This is a genomic window from Lentzea californiensis (genome assembly GCF_024648825.1).
In the GTDB taxonomy this organism is placed as follows: Bacteria; Actinomycetota; Actinomycetes; order Mycobacteriales; family Pseudonocardiaceae; genus Lentzea; species Lentzea californiensis.
Map to the genome: position 1 here is coordinate 673,015 of NZ_JANBBE010000002.1, position 25,252 is coordinate 698,266.

At 69.4% G+C, this 25,252-nt stretch carries 21 protein-coding genes, 1 rRNA gene and 1 pseudogene; 16 read left to right on the forward strand and 7 right to left on the reverse strand.

Going from position 1 to position 25,252, the window contains the following annotated elements:
- Positions 1-2: 2 nt before the first annotated feature.
- Positions 3-1,784 (reverse strand): HSP90 family protein, encoded by a 1,782-nt coding sequence (locus LX88_RS14160; protein WP_258948203.1) that lies wholly within the window; start codon positions 1,782-1,784, stop codon positions 3-5.
- Between the two features lie 136 nt (positions 1,785-1,920).
- Between LX88_RS14160 and pheS the strand changes: the two genes are divergently transcribed.
- The 3 genes from pheS to LX88_RS14175 all read left to right on the forward strand — a co-directional run bounded on the left by pheS (position 1,921) and on the right by LX88_RS14175 (position 6,454).
- Entirely contained in the window at positions 1,921-2,988 is a 1,068-nt protein-coding gene (gene pheS / locus LX88_RS14165; RefSeq protein ID WP_258948204.1) for a phenylalanine--tRNA ligase subunit alpha, read from the forward strand.
- Positions 2,989-2,993: 5 nt separating this feature from the next.
- On the forward strand, positions 2,994-5,471 hold the full coding sequence (gene pheT / locus LX88_RS14170) for a phenylalanine--tRNA ligase subunit beta (protein ID WP_258948205.1): 2,478 nt from the start codon (positions 2,994-2,996) through the stop codon (positions 5,469-5,471).
- 485 nt (positions 5,472-5,956) lie between these two features.
- Positions 5,957-6,454: a hypothetical protein gene (locus LX88_RS14175; protein ID WP_090067929.1), complete on the forward strand. Its 498-nt coding sequence runs from the start codon at positions 5,957-5,959 to the stop codon at positions 6,452-6,454.
- Positions 6,455-6,721: 267 nt separating this feature from the next.
- On the opposite strand, the pseudogene LX88_RS14180 reads toward LX88_RS14175, so the two are convergent.
- Positions 6,722-7,387, reverse strand: a pseudogene (locus LX88_RS14180) (DNA alkylation repair protein); the annotation flags it as partial.
- 146 nt (positions 7,388-7,533) lie between these two features.
- Between LX88_RS14180 and LX88_RS14185 the strand changes: the two are divergent.
- Together LX88_RS14185 and sthA are read left to right on the forward strand one after the other, a co-directional pair.
- Complete coding sequence (locus LX88_RS14185) at positions 7,534-8,538, forward strand: hypothetical protein (protein ID WP_258948206.1); 1,005 nt, start codon at positions 7,534-7,536, stop codon at positions 8,536-8,538.
- Positions 8,539-8,548: 10 nt separating this feature from the next.
- Positions 8,549-9,964: a Si-specific NAD(P)(+) transhydrogenase gene (sthA, locus tag LX88_RS14190; RefSeq protein WP_258948207.1), complete on the forward strand. Its 1,416-nt coding sequence runs from the start codon at positions 8,549-8,551 to the stop codon at positions 9,962-9,964.
- Here the strand turns inward: sthA and LX88_RS44275 are convergent, their stop codons facing one another.
- Genes LX88_RS44275 through LX88_RS14205 form a run of 3 tightly spaced genes read right to left on the reverse strand, consistent with a single transcriptional unit; the run spans position 9,965 to position 13,581 of the window.
- Positions 9,965-10,606, reverse strand: coding sequence for a response regulator (locus LX88_RS44275; protein ID WP_258948208.1), 642 nt, complete (start codon positions 10,604-10,606; stop codon positions 9,965-9,967).
- Positions 10,607-10,615: 9 nt separating this feature from the next.
- Entirely contained in the window at positions 10,616-12,088 is a 1,473-nt protein-coding gene (locus tag LX88_RS14200; RefSeq protein WP_258948209.1) for a sensor histidine kinase, read from the reverse strand.
- Entirely contained in the window at positions 12,085-13,581 is a 1,497-nt protein-coding gene (locus LX88_RS14205; protein WP_258948210.1) for a sensor histidine kinase, read from the reverse strand. The genes LX88_RS14200 and LX88_RS14205 overlap by 4 nt, the downstream gene beginning before the upstream one ends.
- Positions 13,582-13,698: 117 nt before the next feature.
- Here LX88_RS14205 and argC point away from each other — a divergent pair, with 117 nt between their 5' ends.
- From argC to LX88_RS14250, 9 genes are read left to right on the forward strand one after another with little or no spacing between them, the layout of a single operon-like run.
- Positions 13,699-14,712: an N-acetyl-gamma-glutamyl-phosphate reductase gene (argC, locus tag LX88_RS14210; protein WP_258948211.1), complete on the forward strand. Its 1,014-nt coding sequence runs from the start codon at positions 13,699-13,701 to the stop codon at positions 14,710-14,712.
- Positions 14,709-15,881 carry a bifunctional glutamate N-acetyltransferase/amino-acid acetyltransferase ArgJ gene (gene argJ / locus LX88_RS14215; RefSeq protein ID WP_258948212.1) on the forward strand — a complete coding sequence of 391 codons (1,173 nt, stop codon included), beginning with the start codon at positions 14,709-14,711 and terminating at the stop codon, positions 15,879-15,881. Before argC ends, argJ begins: the two co-directional genes overlap by 4 nt.
- Complete coding sequence (argB, locus tag LX88_RS14220) at positions 15,878-16,747, forward strand: acetylglutamate kinase (RefSeq protein ID WP_258948213.1); 870 nt, start codon at positions 15,878-15,880, stop codon at positions 16,745-16,747. Before argJ ends, argB begins: the two co-directional genes overlap by 4 nt.
- A gap of 20 nt (positions 16,748-16,767) precedes the next feature.
- Entirely contained in the window at positions 16,768-17,901 is a 1,134-nt protein-coding gene (locus LX88_RS14225) for an acetylornithine transaminase (RefSeq protein WP_258948214.1), read from the forward strand.
- A complete protein-coding gene (argF, locus tag LX88_RS14230) occupies positions 17,898-18,830 on the forward strand; it encodes an ornithine carbamoyltransferase (protein WP_258948215.1) in 933 nt (310 codons plus the stop codon). Before LX88_RS14225 ends, argF begins: the two co-directional genes overlap by 4 nt.
- On the forward strand, positions 18,827-19,312 hold the full coding sequence (locus tag LX88_RS14235; RefSeq protein WP_258948216.1) for an arginine repressor: 486 nt from the start codon (positions 18,827-18,829) through the stop codon (positions 19,310-19,312). Before argF ends, LX88_RS14235 begins: the two co-directional genes overlap by 4 nt.
- Entirely contained in the window at positions 19,305-19,571 is a 267-nt protein-coding gene (locus LX88_RS44575; RefSeq protein ID WP_090067954.1) for a hypothetical protein, read from the forward strand. Before LX88_RS14235 ends, LX88_RS44575 begins: the two co-directional genes overlap by 8 nt.
- A gap of 28 nt (positions 19,572-19,599) precedes the next feature.
- The gene (argH, locus tag LX88_RS14245) at positions 19,600-20,991 is read left to right on the forward strand and encodes an argininosuccinate lyase (RefSeq protein ID WP_258948217.1); all 1,392 of its coding nucleotides are present in this window, start codon (positions 19,600-19,602) and stop codon (positions 20,989-20,991) included.
- Entirely contained in the window at positions 20,981-21,583 is a 603-nt protein-coding gene (locus LX88_RS14250; protein ID WP_258948218.1) for a DNA-3-methyladenine glycosylase, read from the forward strand. Before argH ends, LX88_RS14250 begins: the two co-directional genes overlap by 11 nt.
- Here the strand turns inward: LX88_RS14250 and LX88_RS14255 are convergent.
- Both LX88_RS14255 and LX88_RS14260 read right to left on the reverse strand, forming a co-directional pair.
- Positions 21,575-22,615 carry a toll/interleukin-1 receptor domain-containing protein gene (locus LX88_RS14255; RefSeq protein ID WP_258948219.1) on the reverse strand — a complete coding sequence of 347 codons (1,041 nt, stop codon included), beginning with the start codon at positions 22,613-22,615 and terminating at the stop codon, positions 21,575-21,577. The genes LX88_RS14250 and LX88_RS14255 overlap by 9 nt on opposite strands.
- 12 nt (positions 22,616-22,627) lie before the next feature.
- Complete coding sequence (locus LX88_RS14260) at positions 22,628-23,065, reverse strand: hypothetical protein (RefSeq protein WP_258948220.1); 438 nt, start codon at positions 23,063-23,065, stop codon at positions 22,628-22,630.
- 129 nt (positions 23,066-23,194) lie between these two features.
- Here LX88_RS14260 and tyrS point away from each other — a divergent pair, with 129 nt between their 5' ends.
- Together tyrS and LX88_RS14270 are read left to right on the forward strand one after the other, a co-directional pair.
- Positions 23,195-24,469, forward strand: a complete 1,275-nt coding sequence (gene tyrS, locus LX88_RS14265) for a tyrosine--tRNA ligase (RefSeq protein WP_258948221.1) — start codon at positions 23,195-23,197, stop codon at positions 24,467-24,469.
- Between the two features lie 577 nt (positions 24,470-25,046).
- Positions 25,047-25,252 (forward strand): 16S ribosomal RNA (locus LX88_RS14270); the annotation flags it as partial.

Genomic DNA, 25,252 nt, shown 5'->3' on the forward strand with positions numbered 1-25,252 from the left:
GTTCACTTGCCCCCTACGGCGCGGTCCAGCAGTTCCAGGAACGAGCGGTTCAGCGCCGCCGTGTCCTTCGGTCGCATCGCTCGCCGAGCCTGCAGAACGGCGTGCACGTACAGAGATTCGAGCGTCAGCTCCACCAGGGCCGGTTCGGTCAGCCGGGCCAGCCGCTGCACCAGCGGGTTGCGGCAGTTGAGGACCAGCTGCTCGGGGCGCGACGAACTGGAGCCCGCGGTCAGCTGCCCGAGCAGCTCCGCCCACAACGGGTCCGTCACCTCCTCCGCCGTCTGCTCGGTGTCGAGCTTGCGCTGCTGCTCCGCGTTGGTGATCAGCAGGGCGGGCAACGAGACCGGGTCGAAGTCGCGGATCACCGCGTCGCAGTCGTGCCGGTCCAGCGCCGCCGCGCCCTCGGAGAGCCGCAGCCGCAGCGCCGTCTCGATGCCCGGTTCCGGATCGGCCAGCGCCGCCAGCAACTCGCTGGGAGCCACCCGGCGCGCGACGGCCGGGCCGTCCAGGGCGCTCAGCCGGTTCAGCAACTCCATGTCGTAGGCGTAGCCCGCGTTCACGAGGCCCAGCCCCTGCGCGGCCGCGACCGGCGCGAGCTGGTGGAACTCGTCGACGTCCGGGATGTAGAGGATCGCGCCGTGCTTGCGCTTGAACTGCCGCAACGGGATCGCGCCCTCGGTCGTCTCGAACGGCAGCCACCGCTCGACCAGCCGCAGCATCTCGTCGTCCGAGCGGGCCAGCGACTTGATGCCCAGGTGGTGCGCGGCCAGCAGCTCACCGGCCCGGCGCGGCTCGATCGCGTCCAGCCGGATCAGCCAGTCGCGGATCTGCTCGCCCAGCTCCTCGCGCACCGCCAGCAGCATCTCGTCCTGGTACAGCGACTCGCGTGACGCCGTGGGCCGGATCGCGGACGCGTCGACCACGCACCGCACGAAGTACGCCCAGTCCGGCAGCAGGCCCTCGACGTTGTCGCCGACCAGCATCCGCTTCAGGTACACCCGGTGCGTCTGGCGCGTGCCGGGGTGCACACCGGACGGCAGCACGAACGCGACACCGGTCAGTCCCGCCGCCTCGACCTCGATCGGGATCGCCTCGAAGGGCTTGAACCCGAAGACCTGCTCGCAGTACTCGGAAAGGTCGGCGTCCTCTCCGTCTTCGAGGCTGTCCCACGGGCGCACGCCACGGGTGACCGCCGCGCCGTCCAGCGTCACGACGGCCGGCAGCAGATCGCCGTAGTCGCTCACCAACGGCCGCACGACGTCGGCTTCCAGCCAGTGCTCGTTGCCCCGCGACGCACTCAGCCGCACGGTCGTGCCGACCGGCACACCGTCCGCAGTGTCTACTTCGGACACCGTGTAGTTGCCGGACGAGTCCGCCTCCCACCGCACCGCCCGGCCACCGCGGGCGGACCGCGTGATCACCGTCACGGACGAGGCGACGAGGAAGCACGACAGCATGCCGACGCCGAACTGGCCGAGGAACCCTTCGCGGGCGAATCCCAGGTCATCCCTCTTGGAGGTGCGGCCGAGCGTGGACAGCAGCTCGTGGACCTCGTCCTCGGTGAGCCCCACGCCGGTGTCGGTGATCGTCAGCTCAGGACCGCAGGTGATCGTGATGTCGGCGGGGCACGACGGGTCGAGCTCGCGCCTCGCCGTGATCGCGTCGACGGCGTTCTGCAGCAGTTCCCGCACGTAGACGCGCGGGCTGCTGTACAGGTGGTGGCTGAGCAGGTCGATGATGCCGCGCAGGTCGACGCGGAAGGTGTGCGACATGATGCCGCCCATCCTAGGGACGATCGAGGGGCCGGTGCCGCTCTTTAACCGAAGCGCCCAGAGCGGTCAAGACGGCACCGACTAGGATCGGCCTGTTGATTATCGAGTAGTCCCCCGTGTGCATCGAACTGGGAGCTGTCCACAAACCATGTCCGGAGCCAACGACCCGTACGACCCGAAGCAGGTCGCGGCGCTGTCGGCCGAGCACCTCGACGCGGCCGTGCGGAAGGCGCGCGAGGCGTTCGCCGGAGCGGCCGACCTCGAGGCGCTCGCCGCGGTCAAGCCCGGCCACCTCGGTGACCGGTCGCCCGTGCTGCTGGCCCGTCGCGAGATCGGTGCCCTGCCCCCCAAGGCCAAGGCCGAGGCCGGCAAGCGGGTGAACGAGGCGCAGTCCGCGATCAAGACCGCGTTCGAGGAGCGCTTCGCCGTGCTCCAGGTCGAGCGCGACGAGCGTGTCCTGCGCGAGGAGTCCGTCGACGTCACGCTGCCCTGGGACCGCTTCCCGCGCGGCGCGCGCCACCCGATCACCACGCTCGCAGAGCGCATCGGCGACGTCTTCGTGGCCATGGGCTACGAGATCGCCGAAGGCCCCGAGCTCGAGACCGAGTGGTTCAACTTCGACGCGCTGAACTTCGGCAAGGACCACCCGGCCCGCTCGATGCAGGACACGTTCTACATCGCGCCGGGTGACTCGCAGCTGGTCCTGCGCACGCACACCTCGCCCGTGCAGGCCCGCACGCTGCTGGACCGCGAGCTGCCGGTGTACGTCGTGTGCCCCGGCCGCACGTTCCGCACCGACGAGCTCGACGCGACGCACACCCCGGTGTTCCACCAGGTCGAGGGCCTCGCGGTCGACAAGGGCCTGACGATGGGCCACCTCAAGGGCACGCTCGACGCGTTCGCCCGCGCCATGTTCGGCGAGGACTCGAAGACCCGCCTGCGCCCGAGCTTCTTCCCGTTCACCGAGCCGTCGGCCGAGGTCGACGTCTGGTTCCCGGAGAAGAAGGGCGGCGCCGGCTGGGTCGAGTGGGGCGGCTGCGGCATGGTCAACCCCAACGTGCTGCGCGCCACCGGTGTCGACCCGGACGTCTACTCCGGCTTCGCGTTCGGCATGGGCCTGGAACGCACCCTGCAGTTCCGCAACGGCCTTCCCGACATGCGCGACATGGTCGAGGGCGACGTCCGCTTCACGCAGCCTTTCGGAACGGAGGCCTGATCCGGATGCGCGTCCCGGTCAGCTGGCTGGTCGAACACCTCGGTTTCGACGAGGTCCCCACACCCGACGAACTCGCCGAGGCGTTCACCCGCATCGGCATCGAGGTCGAGGAGGTGAGCCCGCTCGGTCCCGTGACCGGCCCGATCGTCGCCGGTCGAGTCGTCGAGATCGAGGAGCTCACCGAGTTCAAGAAGCCGATCCGCTACTGCAAGGTCGAGGTCGGCCCCGAGCAGGTCAACCAGATCATCTGCGGTGCCACGAACTTCGTCGAGGGCGACTCGGTCGTCGTCGCGCTGCCCGGCGCCGTGCTGCCGGGTGGTTTCGCGATCTCCGAGCGCAAGACGTACGGCCGCGTGTCGCAGGGCATGATCTGCGCCTCCGACGAGCTCGGCATCGGCGACGACCACTCCGGCATCCTCGTGCTGCCCACCGGCACCGCGCAGCCCGGCGACGACGCGCTGGAGCTGCTCGGCCTGAACGACAGCGTCATCGAGCTCGCGCCGACCCCGGACCGCGGTTACGCGTTCTCGGTCCGCGGCCTCGCCCGTGAGATCGCGTGCGCGCTCGACGTGCCGTTCGGCGACCCCGGCGTGGTCGAGATCCCCGAGCCCGAGGGCGAGGCGTGGCCGGTCCACGTCGAGGACCGTCCCGGCTGCTCGCGGTTCGTCGCGCGCCGCGTCACCGGTGTCGACCCGACGGCGCCGACGCCGTGGTGGATGCGCCGCCGCCTGATGCTCGCGGGCATGCGCTCGATCTCGCTGCCGGTCGACGTCACGAACTACGTGATGCTCGAACTGGGCCAGCCGCTGCACGCGTTCGACGCGGCGTCCTTGTCCGGCGCGCTGACGGTGCGCCGTGCGCTGACGGGGGAGAAGCTCACGACGCTGGACGACCAGGTCCGTGCGCTCGACTCCGACGACATCGTGATCGCCGACGACTCCGGCGTGATCTCGCTGGCCGGTGTCATGGGCGGTGCGTCGACCGAGGTCGGCGACAACTCCTCGGACATCCTGCTGGAAGCCGCGAACTGGGACCCGGCGTCCATCGCGCGCACGGTCCGCCGGCACAAGCTGCCGTCCGAGGCCGCGAAGCGCTTCGAGCGCACCGTCGACCCGGCTCTCGCGCCCGTCGCGCTGGAGCGGGCCGCGAAGCTGCTCAACCACTACGCCGAGGGCCAGATCAAGCCCGGCCGCACCGACGTGGGCGCGCCCGCGCTGCCCGCGCCGGTGTCGATGCCGATCGACCTGCCGGACCGCATCGCCGGCGTCCGGTACGCGCGGGGCGTCACGGCCCGCCGTCTCGGCCAGATCGGCTGCCAGGTCTCGGTGACCACCTCGGAGGAGGGCCAGACGATCGTCACGGCCGTGCCGCCGACGTGGCGTTCCGACCTCGTGCAGCCCGCCGACCTGGTGGAGGAGGTGCTGCGCCTGGAAGGCTACGACACGATTCCGTCGGTGCTGCCGCCCGCTCCCGCCGGTCGCGGCCTGACCGAGCAGCAGCGCCGTCGCCGCACGGTGTGGCGCACGCTGGCCGAGGACGGGTTCGTCGAGGTCAAGCCGTTCCCGTTCATCGACCCGTCGGTGTTCGACGCCTTCGGCCTGTCGGCGGACGACATCCGCCGCAACACGGTCGGCGTGCTGAACCCGCTGGAGGCGGACAAGAACGTCCTGGCGACGACGTTGCTGCCGGGCCTTTTGGAGACCCTCCAGCGCAACCTCGCCCGTGGTGCCAAGGACGTCTCGCTCTACAACATCGCCCAGGTGACGCTGCCGCGCGCCCAGCAGGTCCCCGTGCCGTCGCTGGGTGTGGACCGCCGGCCGACCGAGGCCGAGGTGGCCTCGCTGCTGGCCGCGCTGCCGAACCAGCCGCTGCACGTCGCCGGTGTGCTCACGGGCCACCGCGAACTGGCCGGCTGGTGGGGCAAGGGCGCCGTCGCCGACTGGTCGGACGCCGTCGAGGCCGCCCGCCGCGCCGCTCAGGCCTACGGCGTGCAGCTGCGCGTCGTGGCGTCGGACCTGCTGCCGTGGCACCCCGGCCGTTGCGCCGAGCTGCGGGTCGGCGACTGGCCCGTCGGCCACGCCGGTGAGCTGCACCCGAAGGTGATCGAGGCGCTCGGCCTGCCCAAGCGGACCGTGGCGTTCGAGCTCGACCTCGACGCGCTGCCGCTGGACGACCACCGCCCGGCCCCGATGGTGTCGGCGTACCCGCCGGTGCTGCTGGACGTCGCGCTGGTCGTCGACGCGTCCGTGCCGGTGCAGTCGGTGTCCGAGGTCCTGGGCGCGTCCGCGGGCGACCTGCTCGAGGACATCCGCCTGTTCGACGTCTACACGGGGGAGCAGGCGGGCGAGGGCAAGAAGTCGCTCGCGTACTCCCTGCGCTTCCGCGCGCCGGACCGCACGCTGACGGTGGAGGAGGCGACTTCGGCCCGCGACGCCGCCGTCGCCGCCGCCGGCGAGCGCCTGGGTGCGACTCTGCGCGCCTGATCGGTCAGACCGCGTGAGGCCCGGAATCCTTCGAGGATCCCGGGCCTCACGCGTTGGACGGGTGCCCGTACGGCGTAACTTTATGTACACAGTATTGTGGCAACAGGGAAAGGTCCGGAGTCGCGTTCACCGGGTCACGCAGGAGTCCACGCCGCGGTCCGCAGCTGGTCCACGAGTCACACGCAGATAAATTTGCCCGTCAAAGTTCGCTCGATCGGCTGAGTCCCGCAAGTCGGGATTTGGGATCAAATCAGCAGGTGGTAGCCCTGCGTAGCTGTCAAGGTGCCAAAGGTCCCGCATTACAAGGGGAAATCGGCGCCCGTCAGACGCTTGCGCAGTACGTGAAGCTTCTCCAAGATTGGCGGCGCGGCCCGCTAGGGCCGAGGGGCGAAGCGATGAACCACCGGGCGAGTATGGTCGCCGGTCCGGTGGGGAGCTAGAGGCGAACCCACCGCCTGGGAGCAACAACTCTGGAGAGTTGCGCCATGCGTAGTCTGGGTCCGCGCCTTGAGATCGCCGTGTCCTTGACGATCCTCATGGTCGGCGCCGCGGTCGTGGCGGCCATGCACCTCACGTGGCCCGAGCCGAAACTGCCCGCGATGGCGTATTCCGTGAGCAGCGGCGAGTCGGGCATGCAGCAGCTCAAGCCGTTCGAGATCAACGACATCTCCGGCGCTCCCGTGGAGCTCACGCCGGGTGCCGTGGGCGAGCGCAAGGTGCGGCTGTCCAACCCCAACCCCGTCGTCATCATCGTCGAGAGCCTGTCGGCGGTCCCCGGTCAGCCGCTCGACGGCACCCAGCAGCGCGTCGAGGGCTGCCCGTCCGGCGTGCTGACGGTCGTGCCGCTCACCGACATCGTGGAGATCCCCGCGGGAGGCGCGGTCGAGGTCGCCATGAGGGTCGAGGTCGCCGCCGACGTCCCGGCCGCGTGCGCCGAGCTCGTCTTCCCGCTCACCTACTCGGGTCGCGCGAAACACGGCTAGTGTCCTGCGCCGGAAATTCGTCATCAAAGTATGAAGGTTGATGAGGGGAGCTTTCATCAACCTCAGGTTTGGGAAAGCTCCCCTCATCAACGTCGCGGGGCCTCAGCCACGCCGTCATCAACTGCACGCGGGGCGCTTTCGTGCGCTCCACGCGCACGAAAGCGCCCCGCGTGCGGCACAAACGGCAGGGACTTCAGCGGCGGACTTCCGGCGTAGGGCACTAGTCAGCCGCTCGCGGACTGGCTCAGCACCCGCGTCCGCACACTGGAGATGCTTCAAGGCCTCGCGCCGTGACAACGGCGACAGCCCCGGCCGCGCCTCGACGAACGAGCGCACCCAGCCCGGTTCGGTCTTCGCGAACTCCCGCAGCGCCCACCCGATCCCCTTGCGCAGGAAGAAGTCGGGATCGTCCACGTTGGCGTCGACGCACGCCGTCAGCAGTTCCACGTCGGTCGCGCCCTTGGACCCGAGCTGGCAGATCACCGACGTCCGGCGGCGCCACCTGTCCGCGTCGGCCGACCACTCGAGCATCAACGGCCGCACGACGTCCGGCGTCGAACGCAGCAACGGCCCTACCCTTTTCGACGCGATCTCGTCGACGTAGTCCCACCACGCGCCGGTCACGATCATCTCGTCGAACCACGGCAGCAGATCAACGGACTGGAATCGGCGATCACCGCTCAGTGACAACGCGATGTAGCGCTCCTCGCGATAGGCCGCCTCGCGCCACAACGTCCGGATCGCGTCGAGCCACTCGTCCCGGTCGTGCAACTGGGGCAGCGACTTCAGCAGCGCCACCCGTCCCGGTTTCTGCACGCCCAGGAACGGCATCCCGGACTTCATGTACGCCTGCATCTCCAGTGCCTTCACCGGATCCGCGCGCTCCTCGAGTCCCGCTCGAACCGCCTCGATCAAGGAAACCTCAAGAGTCACGCCCAAACGTTATAGGCATAAGGAGTAGCCCTGTTGAGATTTATGGCCCCATCGGTACCGGAAGTGCTAACGAAAGCGCAAAACATCACTTGACCGGGTGCTCATGTGAACGGAAAGGCTGCTTGATCCGGATACAGTTCGCGTTCATGCGCGTGCTCATGGTCGTGGCGGCGCTCGTGCTCGGCAGCATGGGTGCAACCAAAGCGGACACGGTGGATTATCTCGATCTGCCGCTGGTGAACGGAAACGGCGAACAGCGGGGTGGAGTGCACCCCGACCTGCCGGCCGACCGTGCCGCGATCGAGCAGGCGCTGGCCGGATACCGGGCCAAGGGCATCGCGCCGGCGCGCTTCAGGGCGTTGCTGTGGCAGTACTGGATCGTGCGCGCCGCCGAGGACGCGGGCGTCAACCTGTCCGAATGGGACCCGCAGCGTTCCGCGGACTCGAACCGCGCGGTGATCTTCACCGTCTACGACTTCTACGCGAAGCTCTACCTGACGCACCCCGACACGTTGCGGTGGATGGGTTTCGCGAACATCGGCGCGCCCGCTTTCGCCGCCGGCATGCTCGACCTCGGCACTGTCCCGGAACTGCGCTGGTTCTCGTCGATGCTGATGTCCATGCAGAAGCACATCTTCATGGACCTGGGTGCGATGCACGCCGCCTACCTGCACGGTGGCGTCAAGGCCGTGGAGGAACTGCGCGACGCGGGCATCATCGACGCGGACACCACGGCCGCGTGGGCGGACCCGGCGCAGGCCGTCATGGAGTTCTCGTCGCGCGAGCAGAACCTGGTGATCGCCGACCAGTTCGACCGGATGCGGTCCCGGTTCCTGCCGCCCGGCGAGATGGTCACCTACGCGATCACGGTCGCCGGGCCGATGCCCGTTCCCGGCGGGAGGACTCCGGCGCAGTACCGGCCGTTGCTCGGCGGTCCGCTGCCCGCGTTCAACTACGCGGACCGGGTGGCGCGCTGGGACTTCCTGAGCAACGACACGGTGCCCGCCTACGAGCGGCTGAGCAGGGACGCCGTGCACCGGATCGTGCAGCGGCCGTTCGCCGAGCGGGTCGCGGACTACCGGGCCACCGGCCGCCTGCTGGATCTGCTGCCGTTCCGGAGTTCCGGAGTGGAATCGCAGCCGTCGAAGTAGTCTGACGACCATGACGTCGTACGACTACGACCTGATCGTCATCGGCTCTGGGCCCGGCGGCCAGAAGGCGGCGATCGCGGGTGCGAAACTGGGCAAGCGCGTGGCGATCATCGACCGGCAGGAGATGGTCGGCGGTGTCTGCGCGAACACGGGCACCATCCCGTCGAAGACGCTGCGCGAAGCCGTCATGTTCCTGACGGGCATGAGCCAGCGCGAGCTGTACGGCGCCAGCTACCGCGTCAAGCAGGACATCACGATCACCGACCTGATGGCCCGCACGCAGCACGTGATCGGCCGCGAGGTCCAGGTCGTGCGTGCGCAGCTGCACCGCAACGGCATCGAACTCCTCAACGGCTGGGGCCGCTTCCTCGACGAGCACACCGTCGCCGTCGACGGGAGCCACCGCGGCGACCACACCACGATCACCGGCGAGTACGTCGTCATCGCGACCGGCACGACACCGGCCCGTCCGTCCGCGGTGGACTTCGACGAGGAGCGGATCCTCGACTCCGACGAGGTCTTCGCGCTGAAGGAGATCCCGGCGTCGCTCGTGGTCGTCGGCGCGGGCGTGATCGGCATCGAGTACGCCTCGATGTTCGCCGCCCTGGGCACCCGCGTGACGGTCGTGGAGCAGCGCGAGAAGATGCTGGACTTCTGCGACCCCGAGATCGTCGAGTCGCTGAAGTTCCACCTGCGCGACCAGGCGGTCACGTTCCGCTTCGGCGAGAAGGTGGTGAACGTCGAGGTGACCAAGGGCGGCACCATCACGACGCTGGCGTCGGGCAAGCGCATCCCGGCCGCCGCCGTCATGTACTCGGCGGGCCGGCAGGGCACCACCGAGAAGCTGGACCTCGCCGCCGCCGGTCTGGAAGCCGACAACCGCGGCCGCCTGTCCGTCGACGGGCACTACCGCACGCCGGTCGAGCACATCTACGCCGTCGGCGACGTCATCGGGTTCCCGGCGCTGGCCGCGACGTCGATGGACCAGGGCCGGCTGGCCGCGTACCACGCGTTCGGCGAGCCGGTGCACGAACTGACCGCGCTGCAGCCGATCGGCATCTACACGATCCCCGAGATCTCCTACTGCGGCGCCACCGAGGCCGAGCTGACGTCGTCCGCGGTGCCTTATGAGGTCGGCATCTCCCGCTACCGCGAGCTCGCCCGCGGTCAGATCGTCGGCGACGCGTACGGCATGCTGAAGCTGCTGGTGTCCACTGTGGACCGGAAGATCCTGGGTGTGCACGTCTTCGGCACCGGCGCCACGGACCTCGTGCACATCGGCCAGGCCGTGATGGGCTGCGGTGGCACGGTCGACTACCTGGTCAACACGGTCTTCAACTACCCGACGCTGTCCGAGGCCTACAAGGTCGCGGCCCTCGACGCCACGAACAAGATCCGCGCACTGGACCGCTTCACGACGCAGTGATCACGACCGGGTGAGGCCGGCGTCGTGGGCGACGATGGCGGCCTGCACGCGGTTGGAGCACTCCAGCTTGGGCAGGATCCGGCTGATGTGCGCCTTCACCGTGCCGGTCGCCATGAAGAGCTGCTCGCCGATCTCGGTGTTGGACAGCCCCTCGCCCACGAGCTTGAGCACGCCCCGTTCGGTCTCGGTGAGCGCGTCGATCTTGCGGCGCGCCTCCGGGCCGTCGTTCGGTGCGATGAGGTGCTTCTCGATCAGGCGCTTGGTGATCTGCGGGGCCAGGATCGGCTCGCCCCGCGCGGCCTTGCGGACGGCGTTGATCAGCTCCTGCGGCGGGGTGTCCTTGAGCAGGAACCCGGTCGCGCCGACCTTCAGCGCCTGGGCCACGTAGGAGTCCTCGCCGAACGTCGTGAGCATGACGACGTTCGTCCTCGACGCGATCTGCTCGGCGGCCTTGAGCCCGTCGCCACCGGGCATGCGGATGTCGAGCAGCGCGACGTCGATCGTGTGCTTCAGGGTCAGCTCGACGGCCTGCCTGCCGTCGCTCGCCTCGGCGACCACGGTGATCTCGGGGTCGTTCTCCAGGATCAGCCGGATGCCGGCCCGCATGAGCGTTTCGTCGTCGGCGATGAGAACTCGGATCACGCGGTCAGCCTACGGGCGCTCCTGCTCCTTTGAGGACAACTTGCCGTCGCGGAAGCACAGCTTGTAGGAGAGCTCGGGGTTGTGCGACGTCCGGAACCGCGAGCACCCGTCCACGCCGAGCTGCCCGACGCCGAACTGCTCGTAGATGTCCCCTTCGGCCGTGACGCCCACCCGCAACGAGTCGAAGTACGGCGCGTTCATCTGCGTCGGGTTGAGCAACGCGAAGAGCAGCAGCACGGTCAGCGCGCCCCCGATCGGCAGCAGCGCCAGCAACCCGAGGCAGCCACCGCCCAGCACGCGCGGCACGGTCAGCACCTCGGCGGCGAGCGGCGGGGGCACCTCCGCGACCTCGGCGGCTGCCTGGTCCGCCTGGGCCGGCGGGGTCAGCGGCACGTCCGCCGCCACCCGGAAACCGCCCTCGACCGGCGGGCCCGCGCTGAACGACCCGCCGAGCAGCCCGACGCGTTCCTCCAGGCCGATCAGGCCGCGCCGGGTGCCCTTGCCGGGGGTCGCCGGCGACGGGCCGTTCACCACCTGGATGCGGGCCCGGCCGCCCTGGACCGCGACCTGCACCCGCGTGCGGGCGGACGGCGCGTGCTTGGCGACGTTGGTCAGGGCCTCGCGGACCACCCGGTGCACCGCGCGGCGGGTGCGCTGGTCGGCGCCGTGCAGGTCGTCGCCGGACCAGTCGAGCGTCGCGGCGAGCCCGGAACCCTCGACCAGCGCGGTGATGTCGGAACGGGTGCCGGTGTCCTCGTCGAGCGACTCGGGCTCGGGGTTCGTCCGCAGCACACCGAGGATCTCGCGCAGTTCGGCCATCGCGAGCGACGACGTGGTGCGGATCAGCTCGGCCTGTTCGTGCAGCCGGGGAGCCTTGCGGGCGGTCGTGAGCTCGAGCGCTCCGGCGTGGATGGAGATGAGGCTGAGCCGGTGGCCGAGCATGTCGTGCATCTCGCCGGCGATGTGCGCGCGTTCGTCGGCACGGGCGGACGCGGCGGTCAGGGCGCGGGCGCGTTCGAGGTACTCGTTGCGTTCCTGCAGCAGCCGGACCATCGGCCTGCGGCGGCCGAGCAGCATGCCCGAGACCGCGGGGAACAGCACGAAGAACACCGAACCGATGATCGCCCCGGCCACGGCCTCCCAGAGCGGCATGCTCCGGTAGCTCTCCTGGAACTGGCTGAACACCGACTGCAGCAGCGTCATGATCCCGAGCAGCGCCCACAACCGGCCACGGTGCGGGAGGCGGCGGCACGCGGTGAAGACCACGAACGTCGTGATGGCCTGCGCCCACAGGTTGTTCACCGCGAAGAGCGGCGTGGTGAGCAGCAGCGCCCACTCGGGCCTGTCCGGCGCGATCCACACCAGAGCGGCGATCCACACCGCGGTCGCGACCGTCAGCGCGGGATGGGGGACCGGTGCCAGCGGGGCGATCAGCGGCACCAGGCCGACCAGGAACGCGAGCAGCGTCCAGACGTACCTCATCGGGCGAGCTCCCTCTTCTCGGTCATGAGCCCGCTGTTCCGGTCGAAGCAGACCTCGAAGTCGCGGTCGTCCGCACCCTCGACGTGGTAGCGGTAGCACCCCGTGTGGTCCGAGGGGATGCCGAACCCGAACGTCTCGGTGAGCTCCTCCTCGTGCGTGACCGACGCCTGGAACTTCTCGAACTCCTCCGGGCTGATCTCGCTGCGGCTGAAGACCGCGACCAGGAGCAGCACGAACACCGTGCCGAGCGCCGGCACCAGCGACAGCGTGGCCAGACAGCCGCTGCCGACCACGCGCGGCATCGTCAGGACCTCGGCGGTGATCGGCGGCGGCGCCTCGGCCACCGCACCCGCCGCGCCGGTCTCCTCCTGCACGACCGGGTGTGACGGCAGGTCGGCCGACACCCGGAACCCGCCGCCCGTCTGCACCCCGGCGAGGAACGTCCCGCCGATCAGCTCGACGCGTTCCTCCAGGCCGATGAGCCCGCGCCGGGTGCCGGCGCCCCTGGGTGCCGCGCTGGGACCGTTCACGACCTCGACCCGCACCCGGTCGGCGACCGTCACGGCGACCCGAGTCCGAGCTGAAGGGGCGTGTTTGTGCACGTTCGTGAGTGCTTCACGCACGACCCGATGCACCGCCCTGCGCAGGCGTGCGTCGGCATCGGCCAGATCAGCACCTGACCATTCGAGGTAGACCGAGAGACCCGCCGCCGAGGACGCCGCCACGAGCCGTTGGACGTCCATGCGCGTGCCGGCGTCCTCGTCGTGTTCGGAGGAGGTGCCCAGCACGCCGAGGATCTCGCGCAGCTCCTCCATCGCGACCGCGGACGTCTTGCGGATCAGCTCGACCTGCTCGCGCAGTTCGGGGGCGTGTTCGGCGGCGGACTGCTCCAGCGCGCCCGCGTGCGCGGTCAGCTGCCGGAGCCGGTGGCTGAGCATGTCGTGCATCTCGCTGGCGATGTGTGCGCGCGTGGCCGAACGAGCGGTGCTCGCCGTCAACGCGCGCGCGTGTTCCAGGTAGTCGTTGCGCTCCAACAGCACCTGCGTCAACGGCTTGCGCCGCCCGATCAGCGCACCGGCCACAGCGGGGAAGATCAGCAGGCACACGATCGAGAACAGCGTGCCGAGCACGTATTCGGTGAGGCTGTCACCGGCCCGCCACGAGTGCAGGCCGCCGAACGCCGCCTGCAGCACCGCCGTGACGCCCACCAGTGCCCACAGCTGCCCCTGCGAACGGATCGACCGGGTCGCGCGGAAGACCACCAGCGAGGTCGGGGCGATGGCGAGCAGGTTGTTGACGCCGTTGAGGGGAGCGGTGAGCACGATCGCCCACCGCGGCCAGCGTGCGCTGACCGGCACCAGCGCCGCGGCCCACAGCGCGGACGCCACGACCAGCCACCAGTGGGCGGGCCTGCCGAGCGGCGCGAACAGCGCCACCATGGCCAGCAGGAAGGCGGCAGCCGTCCACAGCGCGTCGCGGACCTTCACGTTCACGCGGATCATCATCGTCGACCGCGTTCAGCGCCCCCAGCGCCAGGTGGCCCCGATCGGGTGGCCAGGTGGCCACGCTCCCTGTTGAGTGAGTTTGCATGTCAGTGCATAATCATGCGTATGACAGTGAGGATCGCGGTCGCGGGCGCCAGCGGCTATGCGGGTGGCGAGCTGCTCCGCCTGCTACTGGGCCATCCGGACATCGAGATCGGCGCTTTGACGGCCCACAGCAGTGCCGGTGACAAGTTGCTGAAGCACCAGCCGCACCTCCTGCCGCTCGCCGACCGAGACCTACAAGACACCACAGTCGAGACGCTCAAGGGCCACGACGTGGTGTTCCTCGCACTTCCCCACGGTCACTCGGCCGCGCTGGCCGAGCAACTCGGCGATGACGTGGTGGTGATCGATTGCGGCGCCGACCACCGGCTGACCAGCGCCGACGACTGGAAGCGGTGGTACGGCGGTGAGCACGCCGGCACCTGGCCGTACGGGCTTCCCGAACTTCCCAACGGGCGGGACGCGCTCGTCGGCGCCCGCCGCGTCGCCGTGCCCGGCTGCTACCCGACGGTGTCCTCCCTGGCCCTGGCCCCGGCCGTCGGCCTCATCGAGGACGAGGTCGTCATCGTCGCCGTGTCGGGCACGTCCGGTGCCGGCAAGTCGCTGAAGGCGAACCTGCTCGGTTCCGAGGTCATGGGGTCCGCCAGCGCGTACGGCGTCGGTGGCGCCCATCGGCACACGCCCGAGATCACCCAGAACCTGAGCGCGGCGGCGGGCCGGCCGATCAAGGTCAGCTTCACGCCCGTGCTCGCGCCGATGTCCCGGGGCATCCTCGCCACCTGCTCGGCTCAGCTCAAAGACACCGCAAACGTTCGCGAGGTCTACGAGAAGGCGTACGCGGACGAGCCGTTCGTGCACCTCCTGCCCGAAGGTCTCTGGCCGACGACGAACGCCGTTCTCGGTTCGAACGCCGTCCAGCTGCAAGTCACCGTCGACGAGGACCTGGGCCGGCTCGTGGTCGTGGCCGCCGTCGACAACCTGGCCAAGGGCACCGCCGGTGCCGCTGTCCAGTGCATGAACCTCGCTCTCGGACTGCCGGAAACGACCGGCCTCTCGACCGTTGGAGTCGCTCCGTGAACCGCAACAAGGGCGTCACCGGACCCCAGGGCTTCCGGGCCGCCGGGATCGCCGCCGGGATCAAGGAATCCGGCGCTCTCGACCTGACGCTCGTCGTGAACGACGGGCCGTCCGACTCCGCCGCGGGCGTGTTCACCACGAACAAGGTGAAGGCCGCACCGGTGCTGTGGTCGCAGCAGGTGATCCAGTCCCGGCGCCTCACCGCGGTCGTGCTCAACTCCGGCGGCGCCAACGCGTGCACCGGCCCCGAGGGCTTCCAGGACACCCACGCCACCGCCGAGAAGGTCGCCGAGGTGCTCGGCACCGGCGCCGTCGACGTCGCGGTCTGCTCCACCGGCCTGATCGGGGAGCGCCTCCCGATGGACAAGGTCCTGGCCGGCGTCGAGAACGCCGCCAAGGAACTGGACTCCTCGGTGGAGGCCGGGCTCAACGCCGCCACCGGCGTCATGACCACGGACAGCCGCCCCAAGCAGTCGTGGAAGGCCTCCGAGCAGGGCTGGTCGGTCGGCGGGTTCGTGAAGGGCGCGGGCATGCTCGCGCCGAACATGGCCACGATGCTGTCGGTCATCACGACCGACGCCAAGATCTCCGGTGAGTCCCTGGACAGGGCGCTGCGCCTGGCCACCTCCAGGACGTTCGACCGGCTCGACGTCGACGGCGGCACGTCCACCAACGACACCGTGCTGGTACTGGCCTCGGGCGCCTCGGGTGTCGAGCCGGCGTTCGAGGACTTCGCCGCGCTGCTCACCGAGGTCTCCGCCGACCTGGTCAAGCAGCTGCAGGGCGACGCCGAGGGCGTGACCAAGGAAATCAGCATCACCGTCAAGCAGGCCGCCACCGAGACCGACGCCGTCCACATCGGACGGACCGTCGCCGAGGACAACCTGGTGAAGACGGCGCTCTTCGGCAGCGACCCGAACTGGGGCCGCATCGCGATGGCGCTGGGCCGCGCGGACGCCGTGATCGACCCGGACGTGCTGCAGATCCTGATCAACGGCGTGTCGCTGTACCGCAACGGAACCCGCGACCGCGACCGCAGCGAGGCCGACCTGTCGGGCCGTGACATCGAGATCGTCATCGACCTCAACGTCGGTGACGCCGAAGCCACCGTGCTGACCACGGACCTGTCCCACGACTACGTCGAAGAGAACAGCGCTTACTCCTCATGAACGCACAAGAGAAGGCGGCAGTCCTCGTCGAAGCGCTGCCGTGGCTGGAGCGTTTCCGCGGCGCGCTCGTGGTCGTCAAGTACGGCGGCAACGCCATGGTCGACGACGAGCTGAAGAAGGCGTTCGCCGAGGACATGGTGTTCCTGCGGCTGTGCGGCCTGCGCCCGGTCGTCGTGCACGGCGGCGGCCCGCAGATCAAGGCGATGCTCGACAAGCTCGGCATCCACAGCGAGTTCCGCGGTGGCCTGCGCGTCACGACGCCGGAGGCCATGGACGTCGTGCGGATGGTCCTGGTCGGCCAGGTCGGGCGTGAGCTCGTCGGCCTGATCAACCAGCACGGTCCTTACGCCGTCGGCATCTCCGGCGAGGACGCGCACCTGTTCACCGCGACCAGGCGTGGCGCTCTGGTGGACGGCGAAGAGGTCGACATCGGCCTCGTCGGCGACATCACCGAGGTGAACCCGGACGCGGTGCTCGACATCGTGCGTGCGGGCCGCATCCCGGTCGTGTCGTCGGTCGCGCCGGACATCCACGGCGTACCGCACAACGTGAACGCGGACACGGCGGCCGGCGCTCTCGCGGTCGCTCTCGGCGCCGAGAAGCTGGTCGTGCTGACCGATGTCGAGGGCCTGTACGCGAACTGGCCGGACAGGTCGTCGCTGCTGAACCAGATCCGGGCCTCCGAACTGGAGAAGATCCTGCCGGACCTGGAGAGCGGCATGGTGCCGAAGATGGAGGCCTGCCTGCGCGCGGTGCGCGGCGGGGTCCCGCAGGCGCACGTGATCGATGGCAGGCTGGCCCACAGCGTTCTGCTCGAAGTCTTCACCACTGAAGGTGTCGGAACCATGGTCTTGGGGGACAAGTGACCACGCGGTGGCAACAGTCCATGATGGACAACTACGGCACACCTTCGCTGCAGCTGGAACGCGGTGAGGGCGCGCACGTCTGGGACGCGGACGGAAACCGTTACGTCGACCTGCTGACCGGCCTCGCCGTCAACGCCCTGGGCCACGCGCACCCGGCGATCGTCGAGGCGGTGTCCACGCAGATCGCGAAGCTCGGCCACACCGGCAACCTGTACGTCAACGAGCCCGCGCTGAAGCTCGCCGAACGCCTGCTGGACCTCGCGGGCGAACCCGGCAAGGTCTTCTTCTGCAACTCCGGCGCCGAGGCCAACGAGGCGGCGCTCAAGATGGCGCGCCTCACCGGCCGCACGAAGATCATCTCCACGATCGGCGGGTTCCACGGCCGCACGATGGGCGCGCTGACGCTCACCGGCCAGGAACCGAAGCGCGCGCCGTTCGAACCGCTCGTGCCCGGCGTCTCGCACGTCCCGTTCGGTGACGTGGCGGCGCTGGAAGCGGCGATCGACGACGACACGGCGGCGTTCATCGTCGAGCCGATCCAGGGCGAGCAGGGCGTCATGGTGCCGCCCGCCGGCTACCTGCAGGAGGTCCGCCGGATCACCTCCGAGCACGGCGCGCTGTTCATCCTCGACGAGGTGCAGACCGGCGTCGGCCGGCTCGGCACGTGGTTCGCGTTCCAGCAGGCCGGGATCGTGCCGGACGTCATGACGCTCGCCAAGGGCATCGGCGGCGGCCTGCCGCTGGGCGCCACGATCGGCTTCGGCGCGGCGGCGGAGCTGTTCAAGCCGGGCCACCACGGCACGACGTACGGCGGCAACCCGGTGTGCTGCGCCGCCGGTCTCGCGGTGCTCGACACGATTGCCTCGGAAGGCCTGCTGGAGCACGTCTCGTCCGTGGGCAAGGAGATCGCCGCGGGTGTGGAGGCGTTGCACCACCCCGCGATCTCCGGAGTCCGGGGAGCCGGTCTGCTGCTCGGCATCACGCTGCGCGAGGCGGTCTCGGCGAAGGCCGCGGCGGCCGCGCAGAAGGCCGGTTACCTGATCAACCCGATCCAGCCCGACGTGCTGCGGCTGGCTCCGCCCCTGGTGCTGGAAGAGTCCGACGCGCAGGCCTTCGTCGCCGCGCTTCCCACTTTCTTCGAGGAGACGCCATGAGCCCGAGGCACTTCCTGCGCGACGACGACCTCTCCACCGAGGAACAGGCGGCCGTTCTCGACCTGGCCGACACCTACAAGGCGGACCGGTTCACCGCGAAGCCGCTGGCGGGCCCCAAGTCCGTCGCCGTGATCTTCGAGAAGAACTCCACGCGCACCCGGCTGTCGTTCGAGGTCGGCATCGCGCAGCTCGGCGGCAACCCGGTGATCATCGACGGCCGGTCGATGCAGCTGGGCCGCGAGGAGACGATCGAGGACACCTCGCGGATCCTGTCCGGCTACGTCGACGCCGTGGTGTGGCGGACGTTCGCCCAGGCACGCATGGAGGCGATGGCCTCCGTGTCGCGCATCCCCGTGGTGAACGCGCTGACCGACGAGTTCCACCCGTGCCAGGTGCTCGCGGACCTGCAGACGATCCGCCGCCGTTACGGCAAGCTCGCCGGTCTGACGCTCACGTACCTGGGCGACGGCGCCAACAACATGGCGCATTCGCTGCTGCTCGGCGGTGCCACGGCGGGTATGCACGTCCGCATCGGCGCACCGGCTTCCTTCGTGCCGAACCCGCAGTTCCTGGAGGACGCCAAGAAGCGGGCCGCCGAGACCGGTGGTTCGGTGGCGTTGATCAGCGACCCGCGCGAGTCGGTCGACGGGTCGGACGTGCTGGTCACCGACACCTGGACGTCGATGGGGCAGGAGAACGACGGCAAGGACCGCGTCGGCCCGTTCCGCCCGTACCAGGTGAACGCCGCTCTGCTGGCCGCCACCGGGAAGCCGGACTCGACGGTGCTGCACTGCCTGCCCGCGCACCGCGGCTGGGAGATCACCGACGAGGTGCTCGACGGCCCGCAGTCGCTGGTGTGGCAGGAGGCGGAGAACCGGCTGCACGCGCAGAAGGCGTTGCTCGTCTGGTTGCTGGAGCAGTCGTCATGACCCGCACCGCCCGCCAGGGCCGCATCGTCGAGGTGGTGTCGCAGCGCGCCGTGCGCAGCCAGTCCGAGCTCGCGAAGCTGCTCGCGTCGGAAGGCATCGACGTCACGCAGGCCACGTTGTCGCGCGACCTCGACGAGCTCGGCGCGGTCAAGCTGCGCGGCCCTGACGGCGGTGCGCCGGTCTACGTGATCCCGGAGGACGGCAGTCCCGTGCGCGGTGTCCAGGGCGGCACCACCCGCCTGGTCCGCGTGCTCGGCGAACTGCTGGTGTCGACGGACCACTCCGGCAACCTCGCGGTGCTGCGGACTCCGCCCGGTGCCGCGCAGTTCCTGGCCTCGGCGCTGGACCGCGCGGCGTTGCACGAGGTCGTCGGCACGATCGCGGGTGACGACACGATCCTGGTCGTGGCCCGCGAGCCGATGACCGGAGCCGAGCTCGCCGACCGGATCACCGGGCTGGCCTCGGGTTCCGACGATGAATGAGCCCGTGCACGCCGTTCTGACGTTCGACGCGGGTGTCGCGGTGGCGGTGGACGGCGAGACCGTCTCCGTCGCCGAGGCCGTCCGCGAGCTCAACTTCCGCGCCGGCGTCGTCAGGTCCAGCCTGGGCTCGGTCGCGGTGCGGGTCGCGCGGATGGCTTTGCCGTCGGGTTCCGGCGAGGTCGACGTCGCGCTGTACGAGGGGCGCGTGGTCGGGCTGGTGGCCCGTTCGGAAGAATCGCTCTACGACTTCGCCAGCTGACAGTTGGCCGAATGAAAGTTGCACAGCAATGAGTTCTTTGTGGGGTGGCCGGTTCGAGTCGGGACCGGCCGAGGCGATGGCACGGCTGTCGCTGTCGACGCACTTCGACTGGCGGCTCGCGCCGTACGACATCGCGGGTTCGCGCGCGCACGCCCGTGTGCTGCACGCCGCGGGCCTGCTGACCGACGACGAGCTCGCCGGCATGCAGAAGGCGCTGGACGAGCTGCTCACCGACGTCGAGTCCGGCGCGTTCACCCCGGTGCTGGAGGACGAGGACGTCCACACGGCGCTGGAGCGGGGCCTGATCGACCGCGCCGGCACCGAGCTCGGCGGCAAGCTGCGCGCCGGCCGTTCCCGCAACGACCAGGTCGCCACGCTGTTCCGCATGTGGCTGCGCGACGCCGCCCGCCGCGTCGCCGCCGGTGTGCTGGACGTCGTGGACGCGCTGGCCCAGCAGTCCGAGACGCACTTCGGTGCCGTCATGCCGGGCCGCACGCACCTGCAGTCCGCCCAGCCCGTGCTGCTCTCGCACCACCTGCTGGCGCACGCGCACGCGTTGCTGCGCGACGTCGACCGCCTGCACGACTGGGACAAGCGCGCCGGGTTCTCGCCGTACGGCTCGGGTGCCCTGGCCGGTTCCTCGCTGGGTCTGGACCCGGCGAAGGTGGCCGCGGACCTGGGCTTCTACGCCCCGGTCGAGAACTCGATCGACGGCACGGCCTCGCGCGACTTCGCCGCCGAGATCGCCTTCGTGCTGGCCATGATCAGCGTGAACCTCTCCCGCGTCGCCGAGGAGATCATCATCTGGACCACCGCCGAGTTCCGCTTCGCGGTGCTCGACGACGCCTGGTCCACCGGCAGCTCGATCATGCCGCAGAAGAAGAACCCGGACGTGGCCGAGCTCGCGCGCGGCAAGTCGGGCCGCCTGATCGGCAACCTGGCCGGGCTCCTCGCGACGCTGAAGGCCCAGCCCCTGGCGTACAACCGCGACCTGCAGGAGGACAAGGAGCCGCTGTTCGACGGGGTCGAACAGCTCGAACTGCTGCTCCCGGCCTTCGCGGGCATGGTGGCGACCCTGAAGTTCGACGTCGACCGCATGGCGTCCCTGGCTCCGGCAGGCTTCACGCTGGCCACGGACATCGCCGAATGGCTTGTGCGCCAAGGCGTTCCGTTCCGCGTGGCGCACGAGGCAGCCGGTGCGTGCGTCCGCGCGGCCGAGTCCCGCGGCGTCGGCCTGGAGGACCTGACCGACGCCGAGTTCCTCGCCATCTCGCCCGCCCTGACCTCCGAGGTCCGCTCGGTGCTCACCGTCGAGGGCTCCATCGCGTCACGCGACGCCCATGGCGGCACGGCACCCGTCCGCGTCCGCGAACAGCTCGACGCACTCGTGGCAAAGGCTGCTTTCGCACGTGACTTCTAGGCTTCTGACCAGGGAGGAGCTGGCCATCGACCCGGTCGATGCCGCCCAGCTCCTCCTCGGTTCCTACCTGGAAGCGGACGGCGTGCGCGTGCGCATCGTCGAGGTGGAGGCGTACCGGGGCGGCGACGACCCGGCGTCCCACTGCTACCGCGGCAAGACCCCGCGCAACGAGGTCATGTTCGGCCCGGCCGGCTTCCTGTACGTCTACTTCGTCTACGGCATGCACTTCTGCGCGAACGTCGTGTCTCTGACCGATGGCGTGCCGGGCGCGGTGCTGTTGCGCGCGGGCGAGGTCGTGGAGGGTGAGGACATCGCCTTCTCCCGTCGCCCCGCCTCGCGCTCCGCCGCCGAACTGGGCAAAGGCCCCGCACGGCTGTGCAAGGTCCTCGGGCTGGACCGCTCTCAGAACGGCCTCGACCTGACGTCCGCCGACTCACCGGTGCGTCTCTATGCGGGCGAACCGGCCACAAAGGTGCACGCGGGCCCACGCGTCGGTGTCGCCGTGGCGATGGACGTGCCGTGGCGGTTCTGGATCGACTCTCCCGCCGTGTCGACCTACAAGAGAGGCGGCAAGCGCCGCCCGTCAGCGTGACAGCCGGTCCAGCGCAGCCTTGAACTCCAGCTCCAGCGCCGGCTCCACCTCGAACACCAGCGGCACGGTCATGTCGATCCGCTCCCCGGCCGTCAGCCGCTCGACCAGCGTGTCGGCCACCTCGCGCAGGTCCCGCGCCACCGCGTGCATCGCCTCGAGCTGCCGGTCCGCGAACCGCGCCTGCACCCGAGCGGCGGCGCGGGCGGGCTCGTGCGCGTAGCTGGTGCCGTGAATTCCCCGTGCCCACTCGAGGATCTCGTCGAACGTGCGCACGAACAGTTCGCCGAGGTGCACGATCTGGTCCGCGTCGCCCGGCTCGCCCGGCCTGCCGAACGCGGCTTCCTGCGTGTCCGCGGTGAAGACGGACTCCACGGCGACCTTGATGATCTCGCCCAGCAGCACGTTGCGGTCGCGGATCAGGTCGATGCCGTTGCCGTGCTCGACGACGCCGTTGCGCGGCGAGTAGCGCAGGAAGTGCTCGCGGTACTTCTGCTGGAGATCGGCAAGCCCTTGTGCCACAACGGTCGCGTAGAGCAGGTACTCCCAGCCGTGCGGCTTCTCCCTGACCAGCGCGGCCACCGACTTGGGCGTGACGGGGGTGGTGGGGGTGAACTCCGCGCGGTGCTGCGCGAGCTTCTGCACGACGGCTTCCGCGATCGTCTCCGCGCTGTGCACGCGCAGGTCCAGGTATCCGACGTGCGGTGAAAGGCCGGGGATCTCGGTGTCGTCGATCCGGATCGGCAGCACGTACTCGGTGTGCTGTTCCAACGCGCGTCCCAGGGCCGTCCGGCGTTGCAGCCTCGACCACTTGTCCACGTAGTTCCGCGACCCGAAGAGCAGCACGTACCGCGCGCGCCGGCTGAACGCCTCCGAGAAGTACTCGACCAGGTCGAGACCCCACATCTCGGTCTCGCGTTCCTTGCCGTGGAAGACCTCGACCCCGGAGCTCTTCAGCAGCTCGACAACGGGGAGGACCAGGCGCTGGTCCTCCCCGGCGTACGACAGGGCGACGTCGAACTCGTACTCGGCCACCCCGGCATTCTTCTAGGGGCGCACCGTCCTGCGGTACCAGGCGCGCCGGTACTCGGAGGGCAGCGCGACGCGGCTGATCAGATTGGTCAGCAACGCACCGATGACCAGCCACAGGAGCGCGGCCAGGCCCTCGTTGAGCAGCGTCGCCGCGGACGCGTTCTCCGGCGTGAAGAGGCCGTCCAGGCCGAGCGTGATCCCGTCCGCCCAGCCCGCGACGAACTGGAAGAACCCGTTGCCGGCGTTCGCGCCTGTGATCACCAGGAAGATGTGGACCAACAGCACGATGGCGAACGTCCAGCACACGATGTCGATGACCGCGCAGACGGTCCGCACCGTCCGCACCCTGCGGTAGTCGGCGTCGCGCTCGACGACCTCTTCGACCACCGGTTCGTTCACGCGCGGCATGCGCTCGGTCGGCCGGCGTAACTCCGCATCACGTGGGTCCGTCATGTCGATGGCCTACCCGCCCGGACAGGCCATCGAAACCCGTTCTCCCCGCGGACCCGGAAGTCGCCCTCCCGGCCCTGCTCAGGTGGGCACCTGGAACTCGGTTCGGGCAGGTAGGGGAGAATGAGCGGCGTGAGCGAGCACATCCTTGACGAACTGTCCTGGCGCGGCCTGATCGCGACGTCCACCGACCTCGACGCACTCCGGAAGGACCTGGACGCCGGCCCGCTCACCCTCTATTGCGGCTTCGACCCGACGGCGCCGTCGCTGCACGCGGGCAACATGGTCCCGCTGCTCATGCTCAGGCGCTTCCAGCGGGCGGGGCACCGGCCGATCGTGATGGCGGGTGGCGCCACGGGCATGATCGGCGACCCGCGCGACACCGGTGAGCGCACGCTGAACTCGCTGGACACCGTCGCCGAGTGGGCCGATCGCATCCGCGGTCAGCTGGAGCGGTTCGTCGACTTCGACGACTCGCCCACGGGCGCGGTCGTCGAGAACAACCTCAACTGGACCGGTCAGCTCAGCGCACTGGAGTTCCTGCGCGACGTCGGCAAGCACTTCTCGGTCAACGTCATGCTGTCCCGGGAGACGGTGAAGCGGCGTCTCGAGGGCGACGGCATGTCGTACACCGAGTTCAGCTACCTGCTGCTGCAGTCGAACGACTACCTGGAGCTGTACCGCAAGTACGGCACCTCGCTGCAGGTCGGCGGCTCGGACCAGTGGGGCAACATCGTCGGCGGTGTCGACCTCATCCGCCGGGTCGAGGGCAAGCACGTGCACGCCCTGACGGCGCCACTGGTCACCGACGCCGAGGGCCGCAAGTTCGGCAAGTCCACCGGTGGCGGCAGCGTGTGGCTCGACCCGGAGCTGACGTCGCCGTTCGCCTGGTACCAGTACTTCGTGAACGTCGACGACGTCACGGTGCTGAAGTACCTGCGCCTGTTCACCTTCCTCACGCGTGAGGAGCTCGACGAGCTGGAGAAGCAGACCGCGGAGGCGCCGCACCAGCGGGCCGCGCAGAAGCGTCTCGCGCAGGAGTTCACCGACCTGGTGCACGGGGAGCGCGCGACGCAGCAGGTCATCCTCGCGTCGTCGGCGCTGTTCGGCCGGGGCGAGCTGCGCGACCTCGACGCACCGGTGCTGGAGGCGGCGCTGGCCGAGGCCCCCAAGGGGCAGGTGCGGCTGGCGGACGAGCCGACGATCGTCGACCTGCTGATCGCGTCGGGCCTGGCCGAGAGCCGGGGTGCCGCGCGGCGGACGGTCAACGAGGGCGGTGCCTACGTGAACAACGCGAAGGTGACCGACGAGGAGTGGAAGCCGGCGCCGCCGGACCTGCTCCACGGCAAGTGGCTGGTGCTCCGCCGGGGCAAGCGCAACAACGCGAGCGTGCAGGTAGAGCTCTGACCTGCGCGTTCTGGTTCTCGAAGGCCGCCGATCCCGTCCGGGACCGGCGGCCTTCGATGTTTATGTTGTGATCGCGGTCACACTGTGCAGGGGATCAGGCCTGGGATAGCTTGTTCATGGGTCCTGCGCGGGGCTGCTGACCTGCGGTTTTTCAACCGCGGGCGAGTGCGGCGCCCTCGATTTGACCCTGCGTTGGCGTGCGTGTAACTTTCTCCATGTCAGCGAGGAACGGGCCGGGAACACCGGAACGGAGCGCGACACAGATCACGAACCAAGCTTCCACCGAGTGTGGTAGAGTGGGTGATCTGGAAACGACGAAGACCCAGCCGGTAGCTCGTCTGAGCTCAGAGGCCAAGGGCGTCGGAAGTTTCAACCACAAAGCTTAAGTACGACACAGCCCCGGAAGCGACATCTCTCCGTGAGACTAGCTGCGGTGTGCGCGTGTTCTTTGAGAACTCAACAGCGTGCCGAAACACAGCCAGTAATATATGAATTACCTCCTCGTCGAGGTAGTTCCTTTGAGGCAAGACTAGATTGATGCCAGACATATTCCGTCTGGAGCGATCAAACATAATCCTTATTGGAGAGTTTGATCCTGGCTCAGGACGAACGCTGGCGGCGTGCTTAACACATGCAAGTCGAGCGGTAAGGCCCTTCGGGGTACACGAGCGGCGAACGGGTGAGTAACACGTGGGTAACCTGCCCTGTACTCTGGGATAAGCCTTGGAAACGAGGTCTAATACCGGATATGACACCGAACTGCATGGTTTGGTGTGGAAAGTT

Coding starts and splice junctions, on each gene's coding strand:
- argC (WP_258948211.1), top strand. CDS start 13,699: ATGACAGTGAGGATCGCGGTCGCGGGCGCCAGCGGCTATGCGGGTGGC.
- LX88_RS44575 (WP_090067954.1), top strand. CDS start 19,305: ATGAATGAGCCCGTGCACGCCGTTCTGACGTTCGACGCGGGTGTCGCG.
- LX88_RS14225 (WP_258948214.1), top strand. CDS start 16,768: ATGATGGACAACTACGGCACACCTTCGCTGCAGCTGGAACGCGGTGAG.
- LX88_RS14260 (WP_258948220.1), bottom strand. CDS start 23,065: ATGACGGACCCACGTGATGCGGAGTTACGCCGGCCGACCGAGCGCATG.
- pheS (WP_258948204.1), top strand. CDS start 1,921: ATGTCCGGAGCCAACGACCCGTACGACCCGAAGCAGGTCGCGGCGCTG.
- pheT (WP_258948205.1), top strand. CDS start 2,994: ATGCGCGTCCCGGTCAGCTGGCTGGTCGAACACCTCGGTTTCGACGAG.
- argB (WP_258948213.1), top strand. CDS start 15,878: ATGAACGCACAAGAGAAGGCGGCAGTCCTCGTCGAAGCGCTGCCGTGG.
- sthA (WP_258948207.1), top strand. CDS start 8,549: ATGACGTCGTACGACTACGACCTGATCGTCATCGGCTCTGGGCCCGGC.
- argH (WP_258948217.1), top strand. CDS start 19,600: ATGAGTTCTTTGTGGGGTGGCCGGTTCGAGTCGGGACCGGCCGAGGCG.
- LX88_RS14160 (WP_258948203.1), bottom strand. CDS start 1,784: ATGGGCGGCATCATGTCGCACACCTTCCGCGTCGACCTGCGCGGCATC.
- LX88_RS14200 (WP_258948209.1), bottom strand. CDS start 12,088: ATGAGGTACGTCTGGACGCTGCTCGCGTTCCTGGTCGGCCTGGTGCCG.
- LX88_RS14185 (WP_258948206.1), top strand. CDS start 7,534: ATGCGCGTGCTCATGGTCGTGGCGGCGCTCGTGCTCGGCAGCATGGGT.
- LX88_RS14235 (WP_258948216.1), top strand. CDS start 18,827: ATGACCCGCACCGCCCGCCAGGGCCGCATCGTCGAGGTGGTGTCGCAG.
- argF (WP_258948215.1), top strand. CDS start 17,898: ATGAGCCCGAGGCACTTCCTGCGCGACGACGACCTCTCCACCGAGGAA.
- LX88_RS14175 (WP_090067929.1), top strand. CDS start 5,957: ATGCGTAGTCTGGGTCCGCGCCTTGAGATCGCCGTGTCCTTGACGATC.